Here is a 15,847-nt window from a genome sequence, read left to right as displayed (position 1 = left end):
GGAATGCGACGCAGGGAACGGCAGGCGCGGATCGCGGACATGATCTGGCAGCAGGGCGAGATGTCGGTCGACGCGCTCGCCCAGGCTTTCGAGGTTTCGGCGGAAACGATCCGCCGCGATCTGGCCGGGCTTGCCAGTGACGGCGTGCTCCAGAAGGTCCATGGCGGTGCCCGCCGGCCCAAGCTTCATGCCGAGGGCAGCTTCAAGGACCGCATGGCCGAAGAGGCCGAGGCGAAACAGGTGATCGCAGGCCGGCTGGTGCCGCTGATCGAGCCCGGCGACACGCTGTTCATCGACACCGGCTCCACAACCCTCGCCTGCGCCGAGGCGCTGGCGGGCATCGGCGGGCTGACGGTGATTACCAATTCGCTGCGCATCGCCCGGGTCTTCGGCGCGGCGCCGCAACCGGGCCGGGTCTATCTGCTGGGCGGCACCTTCATGGGTGACAACGACCAGACGGTCGGCCCGCTGGTGATCGAGCAGATCCGCGACTTCCAGGCCGATCACGCCATCCTGACGGTGGCGGCGATTGATGCCGAAGTCGGGGCCATGGATTCCAATTTCGACGAAGCCCAGGTCGCGCGCGCCATGATCGGCAATGCGCGCAGCCTGATCCTGGTGGCGGCACGGGCCAAGTTCGGGCGCAAGGCGGCCTTCCGGGTCTGCGGCCTGGACGAGGTGGACACCGTCGTCACCGATGCGCCGCCCGGCGCGATACATGAAGCCGCCCTGAGAGCGGCGGGAGCCGAGCTGATCTAGACAAACCCGGGCGGCCGGCCACTGGGGAGGGGGCGGCCGCCTGACGAGACGGGGGACGGACTGGCCGATGCCGGCTGCAATCAGATGGTATGTGCGGGTCGTCGACCGATTGTCCGATTATGTCGGCATCGTGGCGATGGCTCTGGTCTTCGTGATGATCGGCGTCCTGCTGCTGGACGCGATCACCCGCAACGCGCTCGACATCCCGCTGCACTGGTGTGTCGAGGTCGCCCAGTTCACGCTGCTCGCCTATTTCTTCATGGGCGGCGCGATGACGCTGAAGAATGACGATCACGTCCGCATGGACCTGATCTATCAGCATCTTTCCACGCGCGGCAAGGCGATCCTGGACCTGATCACCTCGGCCTGCCTGATGTTCTACCTGGTGGTCATGACCATCGGCTCGGTGTCGAGCCTGCAATACGCCATCCAGACCAATGAGCGCCGGTTCTCGATGTGGAACCCGTCGATGATCCCGATCAAGGCGCTGCTCGTGGTCTGCCTGGTGATCATGCTGCTCCAGACACTGTCGCTGGTGTTCAAACACATCGCGACGATCCGCCGGGTGGATGCCGTATGAGCTATGAACTGATCGCGATCCTGATGTTCGCGACGATGGCCCTGATGCTGCTCACCGGGCAGCGGGTCTTCGGCGCGATCGGCTTCGTGGCGGCGGGTGCCGCCCTGCTGCTCTACGGCAACGGCGCCGTCGAGATGCCGTTCAATGCCACGTTGAAGCTGTTCAACTGGTTCCCGATGCTCACGCTGCCCCTGTTCATCTACATGGGCTACATCCTGTCGGAAGCGGGCATCGCAGAAGATCTCTACAAGGCCTTCCACGTCTGGTTCGGCAGGCTGCGGGGCGGGCTCGCCATCGGCACGATCGTGCTGATGGTGGTGATTTCGGCCATGAACGGGCTTTCCGTAGCCGGACTGGCTATCGGCGCCACCATCGCCCTGCCTGAAATGCTCCGCCGGGGCTATGACAAGGTGCTGATCACCGGCGTCATCCAGGGCGGATCCTCGCTCGGCATCCTGATCCCGCCGAGCGTGGTGCTGGTGCTCTACGGCATGATCGCCCGGGCGCCGGTGGGCCAGCTCTGGCTGGCGGGCATGGTGCCGGGGCTGATGATGGCGGCGATGTTCACCGCCTATGTCGTGGTGCGCTGCCGGCTGAACCCCGCACTCGCCCCCACCGTCACCGACGACGAACTGAACATGCCGATCGGGCAGAAGCTGAAGCTGCTGCGCGCCGGCCTCATCCCCTTCGTGATCTTCTTCACGATGATGGGGCTGTTCGTGATGGGCTATACCAGCCTGGTCGAAAGCTCGGCGATCGGCGCCACCGGTGCGACCATCGCCGCCGCCCTGAAGGGCCGGCTGAACTGGCGCCTGATCAAGGAGACGTCGAAAAAGACGCTGTCGATCTCGTGCATGTTCATGTGGCTGATCCTGGCCGCCCTCGCCTTCGGGGCGGTGTTCGACGGCATCGGCGCGGCGCGGGCGATCGAATCGCTGTTCATCACCAACTGGGAACTGACCCGCTGGCAGGTGATGGCGATGATGATGGCCTCCTTCATCCTGATGGGCATGTTCCTGGACGACACCGCCATGCTGGTGATCGTGGCGCCGCTTTATGTGCCGCTGGTCAAGGCGCTGGAATTCAACGTGATCTGGTTCGGCGTGCTCTACACCATCACCTGCCAGATCGCCTATATCACCCCGCCCTTCGGCTACAACCTGTTCCTGATGCGGGCGATGGCGCCGAAGGAAATCACCCTGATCGACATCTACAAGTCGATCATCCCCTTCGTGATCATGATGGTGATCACCATCGCCCTGCTGATGGTCTTCCCCGGGATCGCGCTCTGGCTGCCGAACCTCGTCTACGGAAAGTAGTCTTCACCCACACCCCCGACACGGCCATGGCGGGCGCATGGGGAGACATGCGCACCGCTTCCAGGAGACGAACGACATGAGCGACATCGAGAAGAAGACGTCCTCGGCCGATCCGGTCGCGGGAAGCCGGCGACAGTTCCTGAAGACCGCCGGCATCGGCGGCGCGGCGCTGGCGGCCAGCACCACCTTCGCCGCCCCGGCGGTGCATGCCCAGTCCAAGATCCGCTGGCGGCTGCAGACCTATTCGGGCGCACCGCTTGGCGCCCATGTGATCAAGCCGCAGATCGAGGCCTTCAATGCGGCGGCCAATGGCGAGATGGAGATCGAACTCTATTACGCCGACCAGCTGGTGCCGACCGCCGAACTGTTCCGCGCGCTGCAGAACGGCACCATCGATGCGGTGCAGTCGGATGACGCGACCATGGCCTCGCCCGCCGATGTGGCGGTGTTCGGCGGCTATTTCCCCTTCTCCTGCCGCTTCAGCCTGGACCTGCCGGTGCTGTTCCAGCGCTATGGGCTGAACGAGATCTGGAAAGAAGCCTATGACGAGATCGACGGCGTGGAATGGCTGTCGGCCGGCGCCTGGGATCCGCTGCATGTCTTCACCAAGGAGCCGATCCGCTCGCTGGCCGATATGCGCGGCAAGCGCGTCTTCGGCGTGCCGACCGCCGGCAAGTTCCTGTCGCGCTACGGCCTGATCCCGGTGACCGTGCCCTGGGACGATGTCGAGGTCGCGATCCAGACCGGCCAGCTGGACGGCGTCGCCTGGTGCGGCTTCACCGAGGCCTATGAGGTGGGCTGGGCGGATGTCTGCAATTACGCGCTGACCAACAATATCTGCGGCGCCTGGTGCGGGTCCTATTTCGCCAACAGCAAGAGCTGGGAGAAGGTGCCGCCGCATCTGAAGCAGCTGTTCCTGACCACGATCGACCAGTCGCATTACTACCGCCAGGTCTGGTACTGGGGCGGCGAGGCCGATCTGCGCGTCAACGGCAAGAAGATGGAGCTGACCTCGATCCCGCGCGAGGAATGGTCGCAGGTCGAAAAGGACGCCGAACAGTTCTGGGACGAGATCGCCGCGACCAGCCCGCGCGCCGGCAAGGTGGTCAAGATCCTGAAGGATTATTCGGCCCTGATGGAGAAGGCCGGCTTCCCCTATCGCTGATCGTTCCGCACCAGCCACCCGAGGGTGGCTGGTGCAAGCCGCCATTGCGGCGGCGGCCAAGGGCGCGCCAGCGCCCGCTTGGGCAGAGGGACAAACGAATCACCCCCTGCGCCGGAGCCCGCCCAGGGCTTCGGCCAGGCCCATGACCGCACAGCAGACCGCCATCAGCACCACCGAAGCCGCGGCCGCCGCCGGCAGGTCGGCGCCGGTTTCCGAGATCTTCGAGAACAGCAGCAGCGGCAGGATCTGCACCTGGGTGCCGACCAGGGCGAGCGCCGTGCCATAGGCACCGATGGCCACCGCCGCGGTCAGGCAGAAGGCGGCGATCAGCGCCGGGGTCACTTGGGGCAGCAGCACGTCGCGGAAGGCGGCGAAGCGGCCGGCGCCAAGGCTTTCGGCCGCATCCATCTGGCGCGTGTCGAAATTGACCAGCACCGGCAGCATCACCAGCACCACGCGCGGGATCAGGTAATAGCAATAGGCGAAGCCGAGCCCCGCCGGCGTGAAGATCATCGCCCCCACCACCGCCGGATCGGCGCCCAGTTCGGCCAGCAGCAGGGTGAAAAAGCCCGCGCGGCCGAAGACCAGGATGAAGCCATAGGCGACGATGAGCCCTGAGAAGGTGAGCGGCAGGGAGAGCAGAAACAGCAGCCCCTGGCGCCTGCCCTCGGGCAGGCGTGCCAGATGCAGCGCCACGCAGAAGCCGACCACCACCGACAGCGCCGGGGCGACCGTGCCCAGCACCAGCGTACCCTTCAGCCCCTGCCAGAAGACCGGATCGTCGACGAGCCTGAGATAGGCGGCACCGCCCCCCTCGCCCGTCTCCCCCACCAGCACGGCGAGCGGCAGCACGAAAAACACCGCCATCGTGACGAGCGCCGGCAGCGACAGCAGGATCAGGAGCCGGGGCGGCAAGGTCATGGGGCTGGTCCTGAAGAAGAGAGACGGTTGAAAACGCCGGCGGGCACGGCACCGGATCGGCCGGCACCGTGCCGCATCAGGCGTGAGGGCGCGGGCAGGTTGCGCGGGCAGGTTACTGGCCGAGCACGGCCTTCGACCAGCCGGCATCGATGGCGGGCTTGGCGTCACGCGCCTTGGCGACATCCACCGGGCGGATCTGCGGCGCCTCGGGCAGCTTGGCCAGCACCTCGTCGGGCAGCTTCACACCCGGCACCGACGGGCGCACGAAGCCCTCGGCAAAGGTGGTCTGGCCCTTGTCGGTCATGATGTAGTTCAGCCAGAGCTTGCCGGCATTCGGGTTCGGACCGTCCTTGACCAGGCTGATCGCATAGGGGGCCGCGGCCGAGGCCTCGGCGGGGATCACCACCGCGACGTCGTCGCCCATGCCGTCGACATATTTGGCCTTCAGCCCGTCATTCTCGTAGCCGATCCAGATCGGGATCTCGCCCTTCACGAACTGGGCGTAAGGCGTGGTGCCGACGGTGCGCAGCACGTTGCCGGCCTTGTGCAACCGGCCCAGATAGTCGATGCCCGGCTGAACGTCGTCCATGCTGCCGCCATTGCCGAAGGCGGCGGCGATGGTCACCACCTGGCCCTGCCCGGCCGTGCGCGGATCCAGATAGACCACCGAATTGCGATAGGCCTCGCCCAGCAGATCGGCCCAGCTCTGGGGGACCTGTTTGACCAGCTTCGTATTCACCAGGAAGGCCACGTTCAGGCTGTGGATGGTGAACCACTGGCCGGCCGGATGACGGAAGGGTTCGGGCAGACGGTCGAAATTCACCGGCTTGAAATCGGCGACGACGCCCTTCTCGGCGGCATCGAGGGCCGAACCCGCGAAATAATAGGCGGTATCCGCCTGCGGCCGGTTGCGCGACTTGTCGAGCGCCACCACGGTCGCGGCCGAACCAAGATCGTTATAGACGATCTCGACGCCCGGATAGCGGGCCTTGAACGCCTTGAACTGGGCGGCCCAGTTCGCCCAGGTCGGGCCGGTGTCGAAGGAGACCACCAGCCCCTCGTCGCGCGCGGCGTCGTAGAGGGCCTGCTCGCCCTGATAAAGCTCGCCGCCATCCAGCGGCTGGGCGAAGGCCGGGGTCAGGGCAGTGGTGGCGGCGAAGGTGCCGGCCGCCATCATCAGGGCGGCGGCCGTCTTCTTCCAGAAGCTCATGGTCATCGGATCGGTCCCGTTCGACTGGTGCTGTTGGGCGGGTGCTGGGGGATCAGCGTGCAGGGAGACGGTGACGGTCAGAGACCGGCCGGCAACAGCCGGACGGCCTCGGGCGCGATGGCGACCGTATCGATCGCATCGCGACGGCGGGTCTCGACCTTCACCAGCCCACCCGGAACTTCGAGGTCCAGGCGGCGGAGATTGCCGAGGAAACGATCGGCCGCGATCCGGCCGGCGAAGCGGTTGGCGGCATCTGCGGCGGGCTCGGCCGAGACCTCTTCCGGGCGGATCATCACGGTGACGGCATCGCCCGGGGCGAAACCGCCCGTGGCCGTGCGGATCGGCCCGATCGCGGTCTCGACCAGCCCGTCGGCCGCCACCCGGCCGGACCAGAGATTGGCATGGCCGACGAAGCCCGCGACGGTCGCATCCACCGGCCGCTCGTAAAGCCCGCGGGGCGTGTCGACCTGAAGCAGACGGCCATCCTTCAACACGGCAACCCGGTCGGCCATCGACAGCGCCTCTTCCTGATCATGGGTCACGAACAGGGTGGCGATGCCGGCCGCGCGCTGGACGCGCAGGATCTCGTCGCGCATGCCGGCCCGCAGCCCGGCATCCAGCGCCGACAGCGGTTCGTCGAGCAGGAGGGCCCGCGGCCCGAAGACCAGCGCCCGGGCCAGCGCTACCCGCTGCTGCTGCCCGCCCGACAGCGAGGCCGGCTGGCGGTGCGCGAAACCGCCGAGCCCGACCTTCTCCAGAGCCTCACTTGCGCGGGCCATGCGGGTGGCACGGTCCACCCCGCGCAGCTTCAGCGGATAGGCGACGTTCTCGGCCGCGGTCATGTGCGGGAACAGCGCATAGGCCTGGAACACCACGCCCAGCGCCCGGTCCTTGACCGGCACCCGGGCGACGTCGCGGCCGTCGATCAGGATCCGGCCCCGATCGGGCACCACGAAGCCCGAAAGCAGGCGCAGCAGAGTGGTCTTGCCCGAGCCCGACGGCCCGATCACCGCCAGCAGCTCGCCATCGCCGATCTCCAGATCGATGTCGGAGACACCGGCACCACCTGAGGGATAACGAAAGGAGACGGCGTCGAAATGCACGCTCATGGGATCACCCTCCCGCCCGGGCGCGCCGGCCGCCGGCGGCGGCAAGTGCCGAGGCACCGGCCGCCAGCGTCGCCAGCGCCAGCAGCACCACGGTCGCGGCACAGGCAAAGCCGGTGGCGCCGTAGAAGGCCTGGAGCAGCACGATCGGATAGGTCCGGTCCAGGAAGCCGGCGACCAGGTTGGAGAGCTGGAATTCGCCGATCGAGAGGGCGGCGACCATCACCAGCCCCGAGGTCAGGCTGTGACGCAGCGACGGCAGCACGATATCGACGAAGCGATGGCGGAAGCCGGCGCCGAGCGTTGCCGCCGCGGCCTCGATCCGGGCGAGCCCGAGCGTCTGCATGTCGGCGAGAAGCGTGTTCATGAGATAGGGCAGGGTCAGGACCACATGGGCCGCCACCAGCAGCTCGAAGGTGCCGAGCCATGGCAGGGTCGAAGAGGAAAACACCAGGATGAAGCCGAAGCCCAGCACCAGTTCCGGCACGGCCACCGGCATCAGCGAGGCGATGCGCGCCGCGGTGCGCACGCCGCGGCTGGCGGCGGAATGGATGGCGTAGGCTGCGGGCACGGCGATCAGCGCATCGATCACCGCCGTGGCCGCCAGCACCTTCAGGCTGGTGAAGAAGGCGCGGCGGAAGCTGGCATCGGCGAGCAGATCTTCATACCAGCGGGTGGTGAAACCCGAGGGCAGCAGCGTGCCGGTCCAGCTGTCGCCGAACGAGCCCAGCACCAGCAGCGCGATCGGCGCCGCCAGATAGAGCAGGTAGCATGCGGTGACGAGCGCCATGGAAACCGTCCGGTGCCGGGAAACCCCGCCACGCCCGGGTCACCGGACATGAGACCGGCGGGGCGAGACCGGCGCATTATCGTTTTCTTCCATTCCGGCCACCAATGATCGTTTGATTACAGATCAGGTGGCAGAACGACGACGGGGGCGCGACGCGGCGGCAGGGCCGGTCAGAGCGTCGCGTCAAGGGCGAGCATGCGCCGGGCGATGCGGCCGCGGATCTCGGCCACATCGCGGCAGATGATCGCGCCATCCACCACCGGCGCGTCGGCGATGGTCAGCACCAGCTTGTCGAAATGCAGGCCATAGGCGATTTCGGACAGCGTGCCATAGCCGCCGCCGACCGCGATCAGCACCGGGCAGGCGCGCGCGATCAGTGCATTGCGCACCGGACCGATACCGGTGGCGAGCGGCACGGCGACATGGGGGTTGGCCATCCGCCAGTCTTCATCCGGCACGTAACCCAGGACCAGGCCACCGGATTCCGCGGCGCCGCGGCTGGCTGCGGCCATCACCCCGCCCTTGCCGCCGGTGAGCAGAACCAGGCCGAGCGAGGCGATCGCGGCCCCGATGGCGGCAGCCACGGCTTCCTGATCGCCCACCGGTTCGCGCGGGCCGATCACCGCGACCGGCAGGCGGCGGATGCGGTTGGCGGCAGCCAGTTCGGCAAGCGCCGCCTCGGCCGTGATCGCCCGGGCGCCCGCCGGCAGGGCATCGGCCGGCTGCCAGATCAGGGACCAGGGGTCGAACACCCGGCATTGCGCATCATCATTGCGCCACAGCCTGCCTTCTGCCACGAAGAGCGACGGTTCCATGAAGATCTCCGGTCGGAACGGAACCGGGCTCGCGGCCCGGCGGGGGTCGTTGTAAATTATCTTCCAATTCTGTCGCCGTCCAGTGTGGCGACGCCATCGGTGACGAAGGATGCACGGCAGGTGCCGACCGGAGAGAACGTGATCCTGGACAGCGGCGAGGCGGTGAGCCAGCGCCAGTACGACATCCTGCGCATCGTGCGCGAGCAGGGCTTCGCGACCATCGATGCGCTGGCGCGGCAGTTCGACGTCTCGGCCCAGACCATAAGGCGCGAGATCATCCGGCTGGATGCGCTGAAACTGCTGCAACGCTTTCATGGCGGGGCCGGCGTGGTGGAGCCGGCGGTCCGCCCGCCCTATGCCGAAAAGCAGCTGAGTCAGACCGACGCCAAGGATGCGATCGGCCGGCGCGCGGCCGAACTGGTGCCCGACGGTGCCGCGGTCTTCCTGGATGTCGGCACCACGGTGGAAGCCGTGGCGCGCGCGCTGACGGCGCGCGGCGGGCTGACCATCGTGACCAACAGTCTGCCCGCGGCGATGCTGCTGGCGGCGGGCCGGCCGGAAAACGGCCCCCGGTCCGAAATCTTCGTCACCGGCGGCAGCATCCACGGCCCCGACGGATCGCTGATCGGCGACACCACCCAGGCGGGGCTTGCGCGCTTCCGCTGCGATGTCGCGATCATCGGCTTCTCAGGGATAGACGAAACCGGTGCGCTGATGGATTTCGACCTGCATAAGGTGGCCGCAAAACAGGCGATGATCCGCGCCGCCCGCATGGTGGTAGCGGTGGGGGCGGCGTCCAAATTCACCCGCAGCGCCCCGGTCCGGATCGCGGATCTGCCGGAGATTGACCGGCTGGTCACTGACCGCGCCCCACCCCGCCATCTGAGCGAGGCGGCGGAACAGGCCGGGACCCGGATCGTGCTCGCCTGAAGACGGAACCCTGGCTGACCGTATCGTCAGGCCGCCGCCGCCCGCTGGCGGACCACCAGCCCCTGCATGGCGATGCCGATCTCGCCCAGCTCGTCGACCAGGCGCGAGGTGGTGAGCCCCACCCCATGGGGCTGCATGACGGTGGTCGCATCCACCCCCACCCATTCCCCCACCGGCGCGCGGTGGAGATGGACGGTCAGATCGGTGTTCACGAAGGTGAACCGGTCGGGCGGCAGCACCCAGCTGATGCCGTTGCCGAAATCCGCAGCTGCCATCACCCGCATGGCTGGCGAGTTCTCCACCCCCTCGACCAGCGGCACCGCCAGACGAAACCAGACCGCCGCAGGGCCGGGACGAGCCACCGAGCCTGCCGCCACCCGCGATTCCATGGCCGTGTAATGAAATGAACGGGTGTCCGGCATCCCCGGGATCCGCACAGGCTCCGTACAGCTGGCCGGCAGTGGCAGCCCCGGACCGCCAACGGCCGGATCCCCCAGGTCTATGGCTTCCTCGCGCATCAGCACCGCCACGCCCTGTGCAACCTCGGACCCGTCGGCGATCAACGCCATGTCGGCGCGACGCACCGACCGGCCGCGCCGGCCGCGGATCACCAGACGCAGGGGGGCCACCGGCACCGGGCGCAGCAGTTCCAGCGTCATGCGGCTGAGCAGCCACCCCGGCTCCCCGAGGGCCCTTTCCGCAGCATGAACCAGCAGGGCCGCCGGCGCGCCCCCATGCTGAGCCATCTCGCTCCATGGACCACGGGCGAGGATGGTGGGCAGCACCTCGCCTTCCCCACGCCACAGGAAGACACTGTCGCCATCGACTGATTCGAGCATGTCGGCGATGTCCATGACTTTGACGACGGCATGTCAGGCCCGGCCCTGCGGGCTTCGCGGGCCTGACCCGGAGAGCGGGAGACGCTCCCCCCCCCCCGCCGATCGCGTCGGGCGGATGCCCTTGACGATCATCAGATGGGACGGCGAGGCACGTCTCCCGCCCGACACACCATCCGTACATACCGGATTCGACTTGATTGCATACGAACGCGATCGTTTCGTCAACTCGTATGCATTTCTTCTTTTCGTTATAATTTCAGCAACCATAGAGCACGGCCTCAGGCGCTTGCAATAAGAAATGAAAGGTGGTTCAATTTTTAAGAATGGCATACCGGCGCACAAAAATGATGGAGGAGCGGCTTGCCCGCACCCGGGAGGAGATCGTGACCGCAGCCCTCGCGCTGGTCGCGTCGGGCGGCTATGCGGCTGCCAGCATGCCGGCCATTGCCACCAGGGCCGAGGTGTCGACCGGCCTGCTCTACCGGTATTTTCCCTCCAAGGCCGACCTGTTCGAAGAGGTGTTCCGCAGGGCCAGTCAGCGCGAGATCGATGCCTGCGCAAGGCGCGCAGCCCAGCCGGGAACCGCGCGCGAGCGACTGGCCGGCGTGGTTGAAACCTTCGCACGACGGGCCCTGAAGGGACCACGCCTCGCCTGGGCCCTGCTCGCCGAGCCGGTGGATCCGGCGATCGAAGCGGAACGGCTGCGCTATCGCCAGCCCTATCGCGATATATTTGCACAACTTGTGCGTGAAGGGATCGCCAGCGGTGAGATTGCACCACAGGACGCGGACATCGTCGCTGCCGCGATCGTCGGTGCGATTGCCGAGGCCATGGCCGGCCCCCTGACCCAGCCCCCGGAAGCATCGGCCGCAGACCCGGAAAGAGACGCCCGGCTGGGCGCAGCGATTGCGCGCTTCTGCGTTCAGGCATTGGGACCCCATCCACACAGCGGTGCCGGTTGAGCCTGCGCTGTCGCGTCCCTTGAGGACATTGTCCCGATCATCACGGCCCGAACGGCCGCCCCCCGGAGGAAACGCAAGAATGTGGACGCTGGACGATGTGCTGCGGAGCGCCGCCCGCAAATTTGCCGGCCGCGAAGCCCTGGTCGGCGGCGGTCGGCGGCTGAGCTTCGCCGATCTCGACGCCGCGGCCGACGATGCCGCCGCCCGATTGCAGGCGGCGGGCATCACGAAGGGCGATGCGGTTGCGATCCATGGCCGCAACACGGTCGAGTGGGTGGTGGCCTTCTTCGGCGCGGTGCGCGCAGGGGCGGTCACCGTGCCGGTCAACCACAAGCTGGCGGCACCAGAGACCGCTTATATCCTGCAGCATTCGGGCGCGACGCTCTGGCTGGTGGATCGCGATCTGGCCGGCGACGGCTCGGCGGCGGGAGCTGCCCGCATGCTGATGCTCGATGACGGCGACGGCGGGCTCTTCGCCGGCCCTGCCCCGGCCGCGCCACCGGCGCCGGTCGCGCTCGATGCCGGAGAGCCGGTCGAGATCCTGTACACCTCGGGCACGACGGGGCGGCCCAAAGGCTGCCTGCATTCGCATGCGAACGTACTGCTCGCCGGCACGGGCTCCAGCCTGGTTTACGGGCTGGGCCCCACCGACCGGGTGCTGCTGGCCATGCCGGTCTGGCACAGCTTCCCGCTCAACAACATGCTGATCAATTCGGTCTATGTGGGGGCGGCGGTGGTGCTGCTGCCCGAATACCATCCGCTGCATTTCGTCCAGACCATGCAGGAGGAGCGCTGCACCCTGTTCTTCGGGGCGCCCATCGCCTTCCTGATGCCGCCGCGCATGCTGCCGCATTTCGACAGCTTCGATCTCTCCCACGTCCGGGCCTGGATCTATGGCGGCGGGCCGATCGATGCGGTCACCGCCCGGATGCTGGCGGAGCGCTACCGGTCGGACCGATTCTACCAGGTTTTCGGCATGACCGAGACCGGCCCGACCGGCACGGCGCTCTATCCGGAGGAACAGGTCGCCAAGGCGGGCTCGATCGGCCGTTATGCCGTGGCAGGCGCCGACCTCAAGGTCATGCGCGACGAGGTGACCGAGGCCGGCCCCGGCGAAACCGGCGAAATCTGGATGCGCTGCCAGTCGATGATGCTGGGCTATCACAACGACCCCGAGGCCACCGCCGCCGCCTTCCATGACGGCTGGTACCGCTCGGGCGATCTCGCCCGGATCGACGACGACGGCTATCTGTTCATCGTCGACCGGCTGAAGGACATGATCGTGACCGGCGGCGAGAACGTCTATTCCAAGGAAGTCGAGGATGTGCTCGCCGCCCATCCCGCCATTGCCGAGGCGGCGGTGATCGGCACCCCTCACGAGGAATGGGGCGAGACGGTGACCGCCTTCATCGTGCCCAAGGCCGACACCGCCCTCGACGAAGCGGCGGTCACCGCCCACTGCACCGCCGCCCTCGCCCGCTACAAGATCCCGCGGATTATCCGCCTGGTCGACAGCCTGCCACGGACGCCGACGGGGAAGCTGCAGAAGTTTCTGTTGCGGGAGGGGGTGTGAGGGGGATGCGAGCGGCGATCATGGCGTCGTAGTGTGCCAGCAATTCCTCAAGAACCTCCTCAATATCGTACAGGCGGCCGAGGCGCTCGTCCTCCAGCCCCTCTTCTATGGCGGCTGCCAGTCTGGTGCGGCAGTCCTTCACCGCTGCCCTGCGCCATTCCGCTTCCGACATGGGCGATGCCTCCGGACAAAATGAACGTTTTACGTTAGATCGAAAACATACCAAGAACATCAGGAGGATGGAAGGAGAGGAAGGCCCTGCATGCGGACAGCCATCACTCTCGACGCGGCCCATGCCGCCCCGGCACCGCGCTCGATGCCACCGGGCGGGGGGCCGAGCGGCCGTGGATCAGCATCCGGTCGTACATGACCAGCGCGCCGGCCATGGCCGGGTTGAGGGCGAGGCGGCCGGGCAGGCGGATGACGGCCGAGGCGCGGCTGCGCGCGGCCGCCGAAAGCCCGTCCACTTCCGGCGCGATCAGATAGACCGCCTGATCGGGATGGGGGATGTAGGGCATGGTGTCGAGCGCGTCGTCGATCTCGAACCCGATCAGCAGCGCGCCTTCGGGCATCGGCAGAGCGTCGATCGAGGCAAAGCGGAAAAAGGGCAGATGACGGGCCGAGGCCGAGGTGTCGGCCTGGGCGGCCCGCCTTCCCAGGCGGTCGTCCGAGAGGGCGAAGGCATAGGAGGCACCGAAGGCATGGGCGGCGCGGAACAGCGTGCCGGCATTCATCGGCCGCGTCACCGCCTCCAGCCCGATCGCGAAGAAGCCCCGCATCTCCATCTCCGTCACCCTTCCGGTCGTTCCGTCATCCTGCGGCCGGCATCCGGCCATCCAAAGTCAGGGCCTCCCGATAGCGCGCATGGCCATGGGCGCGCAAGCGGCAGGCCGGGCAGCTGCCGCAGCCATGGCCCCAGTCATGCAACTCGCCGCGCGTGCCCAGATAGCAGGTATGGCTCTCGGCGACGATCAGATCGACCAGCGCCGCACCGCCCAGCCGCTGGGCCAAGGCCCAGGTTTCCGCCTTGTCCAGCCACATCAGCGGCGTGTGCAGGACGAATTGTTTCGCCATGCCCAGGTTCAGCGCCACCTGCAGCGCCTTGATCGTATCGTCGCGGCAGTCGGGATAGCCCGAATAATCGGTCTCGCACATGCCGCCGACGACATGGTCGAGCCCGCGCCGGAAGCCGAGGGCGGCCGCGAAGGTGAGGAAGAGCAGATTGCGGCCGGGCACGAAGGTGTCGGGCAGGCCGTCCTCCCGCAGGCCGATCTCCACCTCGCGGGTCAGGCTGGTTTCCGACATCGCGCCCAGCACGCCCAGATCGAGGGTGTGATCGGGGCCGAGCCGTGCCGCCCAACGCGGGTCGAGTGCGGCCATCCGCTCGCGCAGGGTGCCGCGGCAATCGAGTTCGACCCGGTGGCGCTGGCCATAGTCGAAGCCCAGCGTCTCCACCCGGTCGAACCGGTCCAGCGCCCAGGCGAGGCATGTGGCGCTGTCCTGCCCGCCCGAGAACAGGACCAGCGCGCCGGCATTCCGCGGAGACCCGGTCATGCCGCCACCCCGCTGCCGGCATCCGGGCCGAAACAGGTGCAGATGTCGCCGGTGCTGTCGCGGTGGACGGTCACCCGGGCGAGGCCGGGCAGCTGGCCGGCGAGACGGCGCCAGATCCAGGCGGCCAGGTTCTCCATGGTCGCCGGCCCCAGATCCGGCACCTCGTCGAGCAGGCGATGATCCAACCCGTCGCGGGCGCCGGCCAGGGCGCGTTCGAACAGGCCCAGATCCAGCACCATGCCGGTCACAGGGTCGGGGCGGCCGCGGATGACCACCTCGGCGCGGTAGGAATGGCCGTGAATGCGGCGGCTGGGCTCGGCATCGATCACGCGATGCAGGGTGTGCGCCGCCTCGAAGCGGAACTGCTTGGAAAGCTCGAACATCAGGGGATTCCGATGAGCTTGTGGGTCTGGAGGCTGAGGCGCCAGCGCGGATGGGCGAGACACCAGGCGACCGCGGCTTCGGTGTTGACCGCCCGGTCCGGCCCGTCCATGGGCTGCACCCACATCACCCCGAAATCGAGCGCTTCCAGCGCGGCGGGATCGAGCCCCGCCTGCGGGTGGACCAGCTTCAGCTCGTGGCCGCGGCGCTGAACCAGCTCGGTTCCCGCCTTGGGACTGACGCAGATCCAGTCGATGCCCTCGGGGGCCGCGATGGTGCCGTTGGTCTCCACCGCGATCTCGAAACCCCGGGCCTTGACCGCGTGGATCAGCGCCTCGTCCAGCTGCAGCAGCGGCTCGCCGCCGGTGAAGACGACATAGCGGCGCGCCCGGCCGCCGCCCCAGCAGCCCTCGATGGCCGCCGCCAGATCCTGTGCGTCGCGGAAGCGTCCGCCCCCGTCGCCGTCGGTTCCCACGAAATCGGTGTCGCAGAACCGGCAGAGGGCCCCTGCCCTGTCCCGTTCCCGCCCCGACCACAGATTGCACCCCGCGAAGCGGCAGAACACGGCGGTCCGACCCGCCTGTGCGCCTTCGCCCTGCAGGGTCAGGAACAGCTCCTTGACCGTGTAACTCATCTTGTCCTCGTTGCTGCGGGCGTCAGCGATGCGATCCTCTGGATCGCGCGCCGGTGACTCCGGCTGCCCATGGGCGGAGTTGAAGCACATCCGGCCCCCGCGGTCCACCATGCGGCATTCACATGCCGCTCATGCGCATTCTTTCCTTTCAACATCGAAGAACGCTGATTATCCTCCGGCCAATGGCGCCGATTTGAGGCTTCAGCTTGCGGGGCGCCCATACAAATGCCGCTAAAGAGAGGCGGATCGACCCGCCGGCAGCCGCTCCGCCCGCGGGTTTTCCGTATCCTGTCGCGGGCATTGCGGCCG

General features: G+C 67.7%; 17 protein-coding genes. 7 read left to right on the top strand and 10 right to left on the bottom strand.

Features of this window, described 5'->3' with window-relative positions:
• Positions 1-3 precede the first annotated feature (3 nt).
• The 4 genes from TMO_RS28680 to TMO_RS28665 all read left to right on the top strand — a co-directional run bounded on the left by TMO_RS28680 (position 4) and on the right by TMO_RS28665 (position 3,823).
• Complete coding sequence (locus TMO_RS28680) at positions 4-759, top strand: DeoR/GlpR family DNA-binding transcription regulator (protein WP_014748576.1); 756 nt, start codon at positions 4-6, stop codon at positions 757-759.
• Positions 760-826: 67 nt separating this feature from the next.
• Positions 827-1,339, top strand: coding sequence for a TRAP transporter small permease subunit (locus TMO_RS28675; protein WP_041608250.1), 513 nt, complete (start codon positions 827-829; stop codon positions 1,337-1,339).
• Complete coding sequence (locus tag TMO_RS28670; RefSeq protein WP_014748574.1) at positions 1,336-2,658, top strand: TRAP transporter large permease; 1,323 nt, start codon at positions 1,336-1,338, stop codon at positions 2,656-2,658. The genes TMO_RS28675 and TMO_RS28670 overlap by 4 nt, the downstream gene beginning before the upstream one ends.
• 76 nt (positions 2,659-2,734) lie before the next feature.
• Complete coding sequence (locus TMO_RS28665) at positions 2,735-3,823, top strand: TRAP transporter substrate-binding protein (protein ID WP_041608248.1); 1,089 nt, start codon at positions 2,735-2,737, stop codon at positions 3,821-3,823.
• A gap of 99 nt (positions 3,824-3,922) precedes the next feature.
• Here the strand turns inward: TMO_RS28665 and TMO_RS28660 are convergent, their stop codons facing one another.
• From TMO_RS28660 to TMO_RS28640, 5 genes are all read right to left on the bottom strand, one after another.
• Positions 3,923-4,744 carry an ABC transporter permease gene (locus tag TMO_RS28660; RefSeq protein ID WP_014748572.1) on the bottom strand — a complete coding sequence of 274 codons (822 nt, stop codon included), beginning with the start codon at positions 4,742-4,744 and terminating at the stop codon, positions 3,923-3,925.
• A gap of 112 nt (positions 4,745-4,856) precedes the next feature.
• Positions 4,857-5,954, bottom strand: a complete 1,098-nt coding sequence (locus TMO_RS28655) for an extracellular solute-binding protein (protein WP_014748571.1) — start codon at positions 5,952-5,954, stop codon at positions 4,857-4,859.
• 77 nt (positions 5,955-6,031) lie between these two features.
• A complete protein-coding gene (locus tag TMO_RS28650; RefSeq protein ID WP_041608245.1) occupies positions 6,032-7,063 on the bottom strand; it encodes an ABC transporter ATP-binding protein in 1,032 nt (343 codons plus the stop codon).
• A 4-nt stretch (positions 7,064-7,067) separates the two neighbouring features.
• Positions 7,068-7,850, bottom strand: coding sequence for an ABC transporter permease (locus tag TMO_RS28645; protein WP_014748569.1), 783 nt, complete (start codon positions 7,848-7,850; stop codon positions 7,068-7,070).
• Between the two features lie 170 nt (positions 7,851-8,020).
• Entirely contained in the window at positions 8,021-8,665 is a 645-nt protein-coding gene (locus tag TMO_RS28640) for a DNA-binding protein (RefSeq protein WP_014748568.1), read from the bottom strand.
• Between the two features lie 120 nt (positions 8,666-8,785).
• Here TMO_RS28640 and TMO_RS28635 point away from each other — a divergent pair, with 120 nt between their 5' ends.
• Complete coding sequence (locus tag TMO_RS28635) at positions 8,786-9,595, top strand: DeoR/GlpR family DNA-binding transcription regulator (RefSeq protein ID WP_187297904.1); 810 nt, start codon at positions 8,786-8,788, stop codon at positions 9,593-9,595.
• Between the two features lie 26 nt (positions 9,596-9,621).
• On the opposite strand, the gene TMO_RS28630 is transcribed toward TMO_RS28635, so the two are convergent.
• Positions 9,622-10,434, bottom strand: coding sequence for a thioesterase family protein (locus TMO_RS28630; protein WP_145978540.1), 813 nt, complete (start codon positions 10,432-10,434; stop codon positions 9,622-9,624).
• Positions 10,435-10,817: 383 nt separating this feature from the next.
• On the opposite strand from TMO_RS28630, the gene TMO_RS28625 reads away from it, so the two are divergent.
• Both TMO_RS28625 and TMO_RS28620 read left to right on the top strand, forming a co-directional pair.
• Positions 10,818-11,396 carry a TetR/AcrR family transcriptional regulator gene (locus tag TMO_RS28625; RefSeq protein WP_267021811.1) on the top strand — a complete coding sequence of 193 codons (579 nt, stop codon included), beginning with the start codon at positions 10,818-10,820 and terminating at the stop codon, positions 11,394-11,396.
• 79 nt (positions 11,397-11,475) lie between these two features.
• Positions 11,476-12,969, top strand: a complete 1,494-nt coding sequence (locus tag TMO_RS28620) for a class I adenylate-forming enzyme family protein (RefSeq protein ID WP_014748564.1) — start codon at positions 11,476-11,478, stop codon at positions 12,967-12,969.
• A 275-nt stretch (positions 12,970-13,244) separates the two neighbouring features.
• On the opposite strand, the gene TMO_RS28615 is transcribed toward TMO_RS28620, so the two are convergent.
• From TMO_RS28615 to queE, 4 genes are read right to left on the bottom strand one after another with little or no spacing between them, the layout of a single operon-like run.
• A complete protein-coding gene (locus TMO_RS28615; RefSeq protein ID WP_187297903.1) occupies positions 13,245-13,748 on the bottom strand; it encodes a TrmH family RNA methyltransferase in 504 nt (167 codons plus the stop codon).
• A 31-nt stretch (positions 13,749-13,779) separates the two neighbouring features.
• Complete coding sequence (queC, locus tag TMO_RS28610) at positions 13,780-14,523, bottom strand: 7-cyano-7-deazaguanine synthase QueC (protein ID WP_014748562.1); 744 nt, start codon at positions 14,521-14,523, stop codon at positions 13,780-13,782.
• Positions 14,520-14,906 (bottom strand): 6-pyruvoyl trahydropterin synthase family protein, encoded by a 387-nt coding sequence (locus TMO_RS28605; RefSeq protein ID WP_014748561.1) that lies wholly within the window; start codon positions 14,904-14,906, stop codon positions 14,520-14,522. The genes queC and TMO_RS28605 overlap by 4 nt, the downstream gene beginning before the upstream one ends.
• On the bottom strand, positions 14,906-15,538 hold the full coding sequence (queE, locus tag TMO_RS28600; RefSeq protein WP_041608277.1) for a 7-carboxy-7-deazaguanine synthase: 633 nt from the start codon (positions 15,536-15,538) through the stop codon (positions 14,906-14,908). The genes TMO_RS28605 and queE overlap by 1 nt, the downstream gene beginning before the upstream one ends.
• Between the last annotated feature and the right edge of the window lie 309 nt (positions 15,539-15,847).

Origin of the sequence: Tistrella mobilis KA081020-065, assembly GCF_000264455.2 — a bacterium.
GTDB classification, from domain to species: domain Bacteria; phylum Pseudomonadota; class Alphaproteobacteria; order Tistrellales; family Tistrellaceae; genus Tistrella; species Tistrella mobilis.
The sequence above is the reverse complement of the archived record's forward strand: the minus strand, read 5'-3'. Positions and strand labels throughout refer to the sequence as shown.

What these genes read in the sequence shown, in the direction of transcription:
- TMO_RS28680 (WP_014748576.1), top strand. Translation starts at nt 4, where the DNA reads ATGCGACGCAGGGAACGGCAGGCGCGGATCGCGGACATGATCTGGCAG.
- TMO_RS28675 (WP_041608250.1), top strand. Translation starts at nt 827, where the DNA reads ATGCCGGCTGCAATCAGATGGTATGTGCGGGTCGTCGACCGATTGTCC.
- TMO_RS28670 (WP_014748574.1), top strand. Translation starts at nt 1,336, where the DNA reads ATGAGCTATGAACTGATCGCGATCCTGATGTTCGCGACGATGGCCCTG.
- TMO_RS28665 (WP_041608248.1), top strand. Translation starts at nt 2,735, where the DNA reads ATGAGCGACATCGAGAAGAAGACGTCCTCGGCCGATCCGGTCGCGGGA.
- TMO_RS28660 (WP_014748572.1), bottom strand. Translation starts at nt 4,744, where the DNA reads ATGACCTTGCCGCCCCGGCTCCTGATCCTGCTGTCGCTGCCGGCGCTC.
- TMO_RS28655 (WP_014748571.1), bottom strand. Translation starts at nt 5,954, where the DNA reads ATGAGCTTCTGGAAGAAGACGGCCGCCGCCCTGATGATGGCGGCCGGC.
- TMO_RS28650 (WP_041608245.1), bottom strand. Translation starts at nt 7,063, where the DNA reads ATGAGCGTGCATTTCGACGCCGTCTCCTTTCGTTATCCCTCAGGTGGT.
- TMO_RS28645 (WP_014748569.1), bottom strand. Translation starts at nt 7,850, where the DNA reads ATGGCGCTCGTCACCGCATGCTACCTGCTCTATCTGGCGGCGCCGATC.
- TMO_RS28640 (WP_014748568.1), bottom strand. Translation starts at nt 8,665, where the DNA reads ATGGAACCGTCGCTCTTCGTGGCAGAAGGCAGGCTGTGGCGCAATGAT.
- TMO_RS28630 (WP_145978540.1), bottom strand. Translation starts at nt 10,434, where the DNA reads ATGCTCGAATCAGTCGATGGCGACAGTGTCTTCCTGTGGCGTGGGGAA.
- TMO_RS28620 (WP_014748564.1), top strand. Translation starts at nt 11,476, where the DNA reads ATGTGGACGCTGGACGATGTGCTGCGGAGCGCCGCCCGCAAATTTGCC.
- TMO_RS28615 (WP_187297903.1), bottom strand. Translation starts at nt 13,748, where the DNA reads ATGCGGGGCTTCTTCGCGATCGGGCTGGAGGCGGTGACGCGGCCGATG.
- queC (WP_014748562.1), bottom strand. Translation starts at nt 14,523, where the DNA reads ATGACCGGGTCTCCGCGGAATGCCGGCGCGCTGGTCCTGTTCTCGGGC.
- TMO_RS28605 (WP_014748561.1), bottom strand. Translation starts at nt 14,906, where the DNA reads ATGTTCGAGCTTTCCAAGCAGTTCCGCTTCGAGGCGGCGCACACCCTG.
- queE (WP_041608277.1), bottom strand. Translation starts at nt 15,538, where the DNA reads ATGAGTTACACGGTCAAGGAGCTGTTCCTGACCCTGCAGGGCGAAGGC.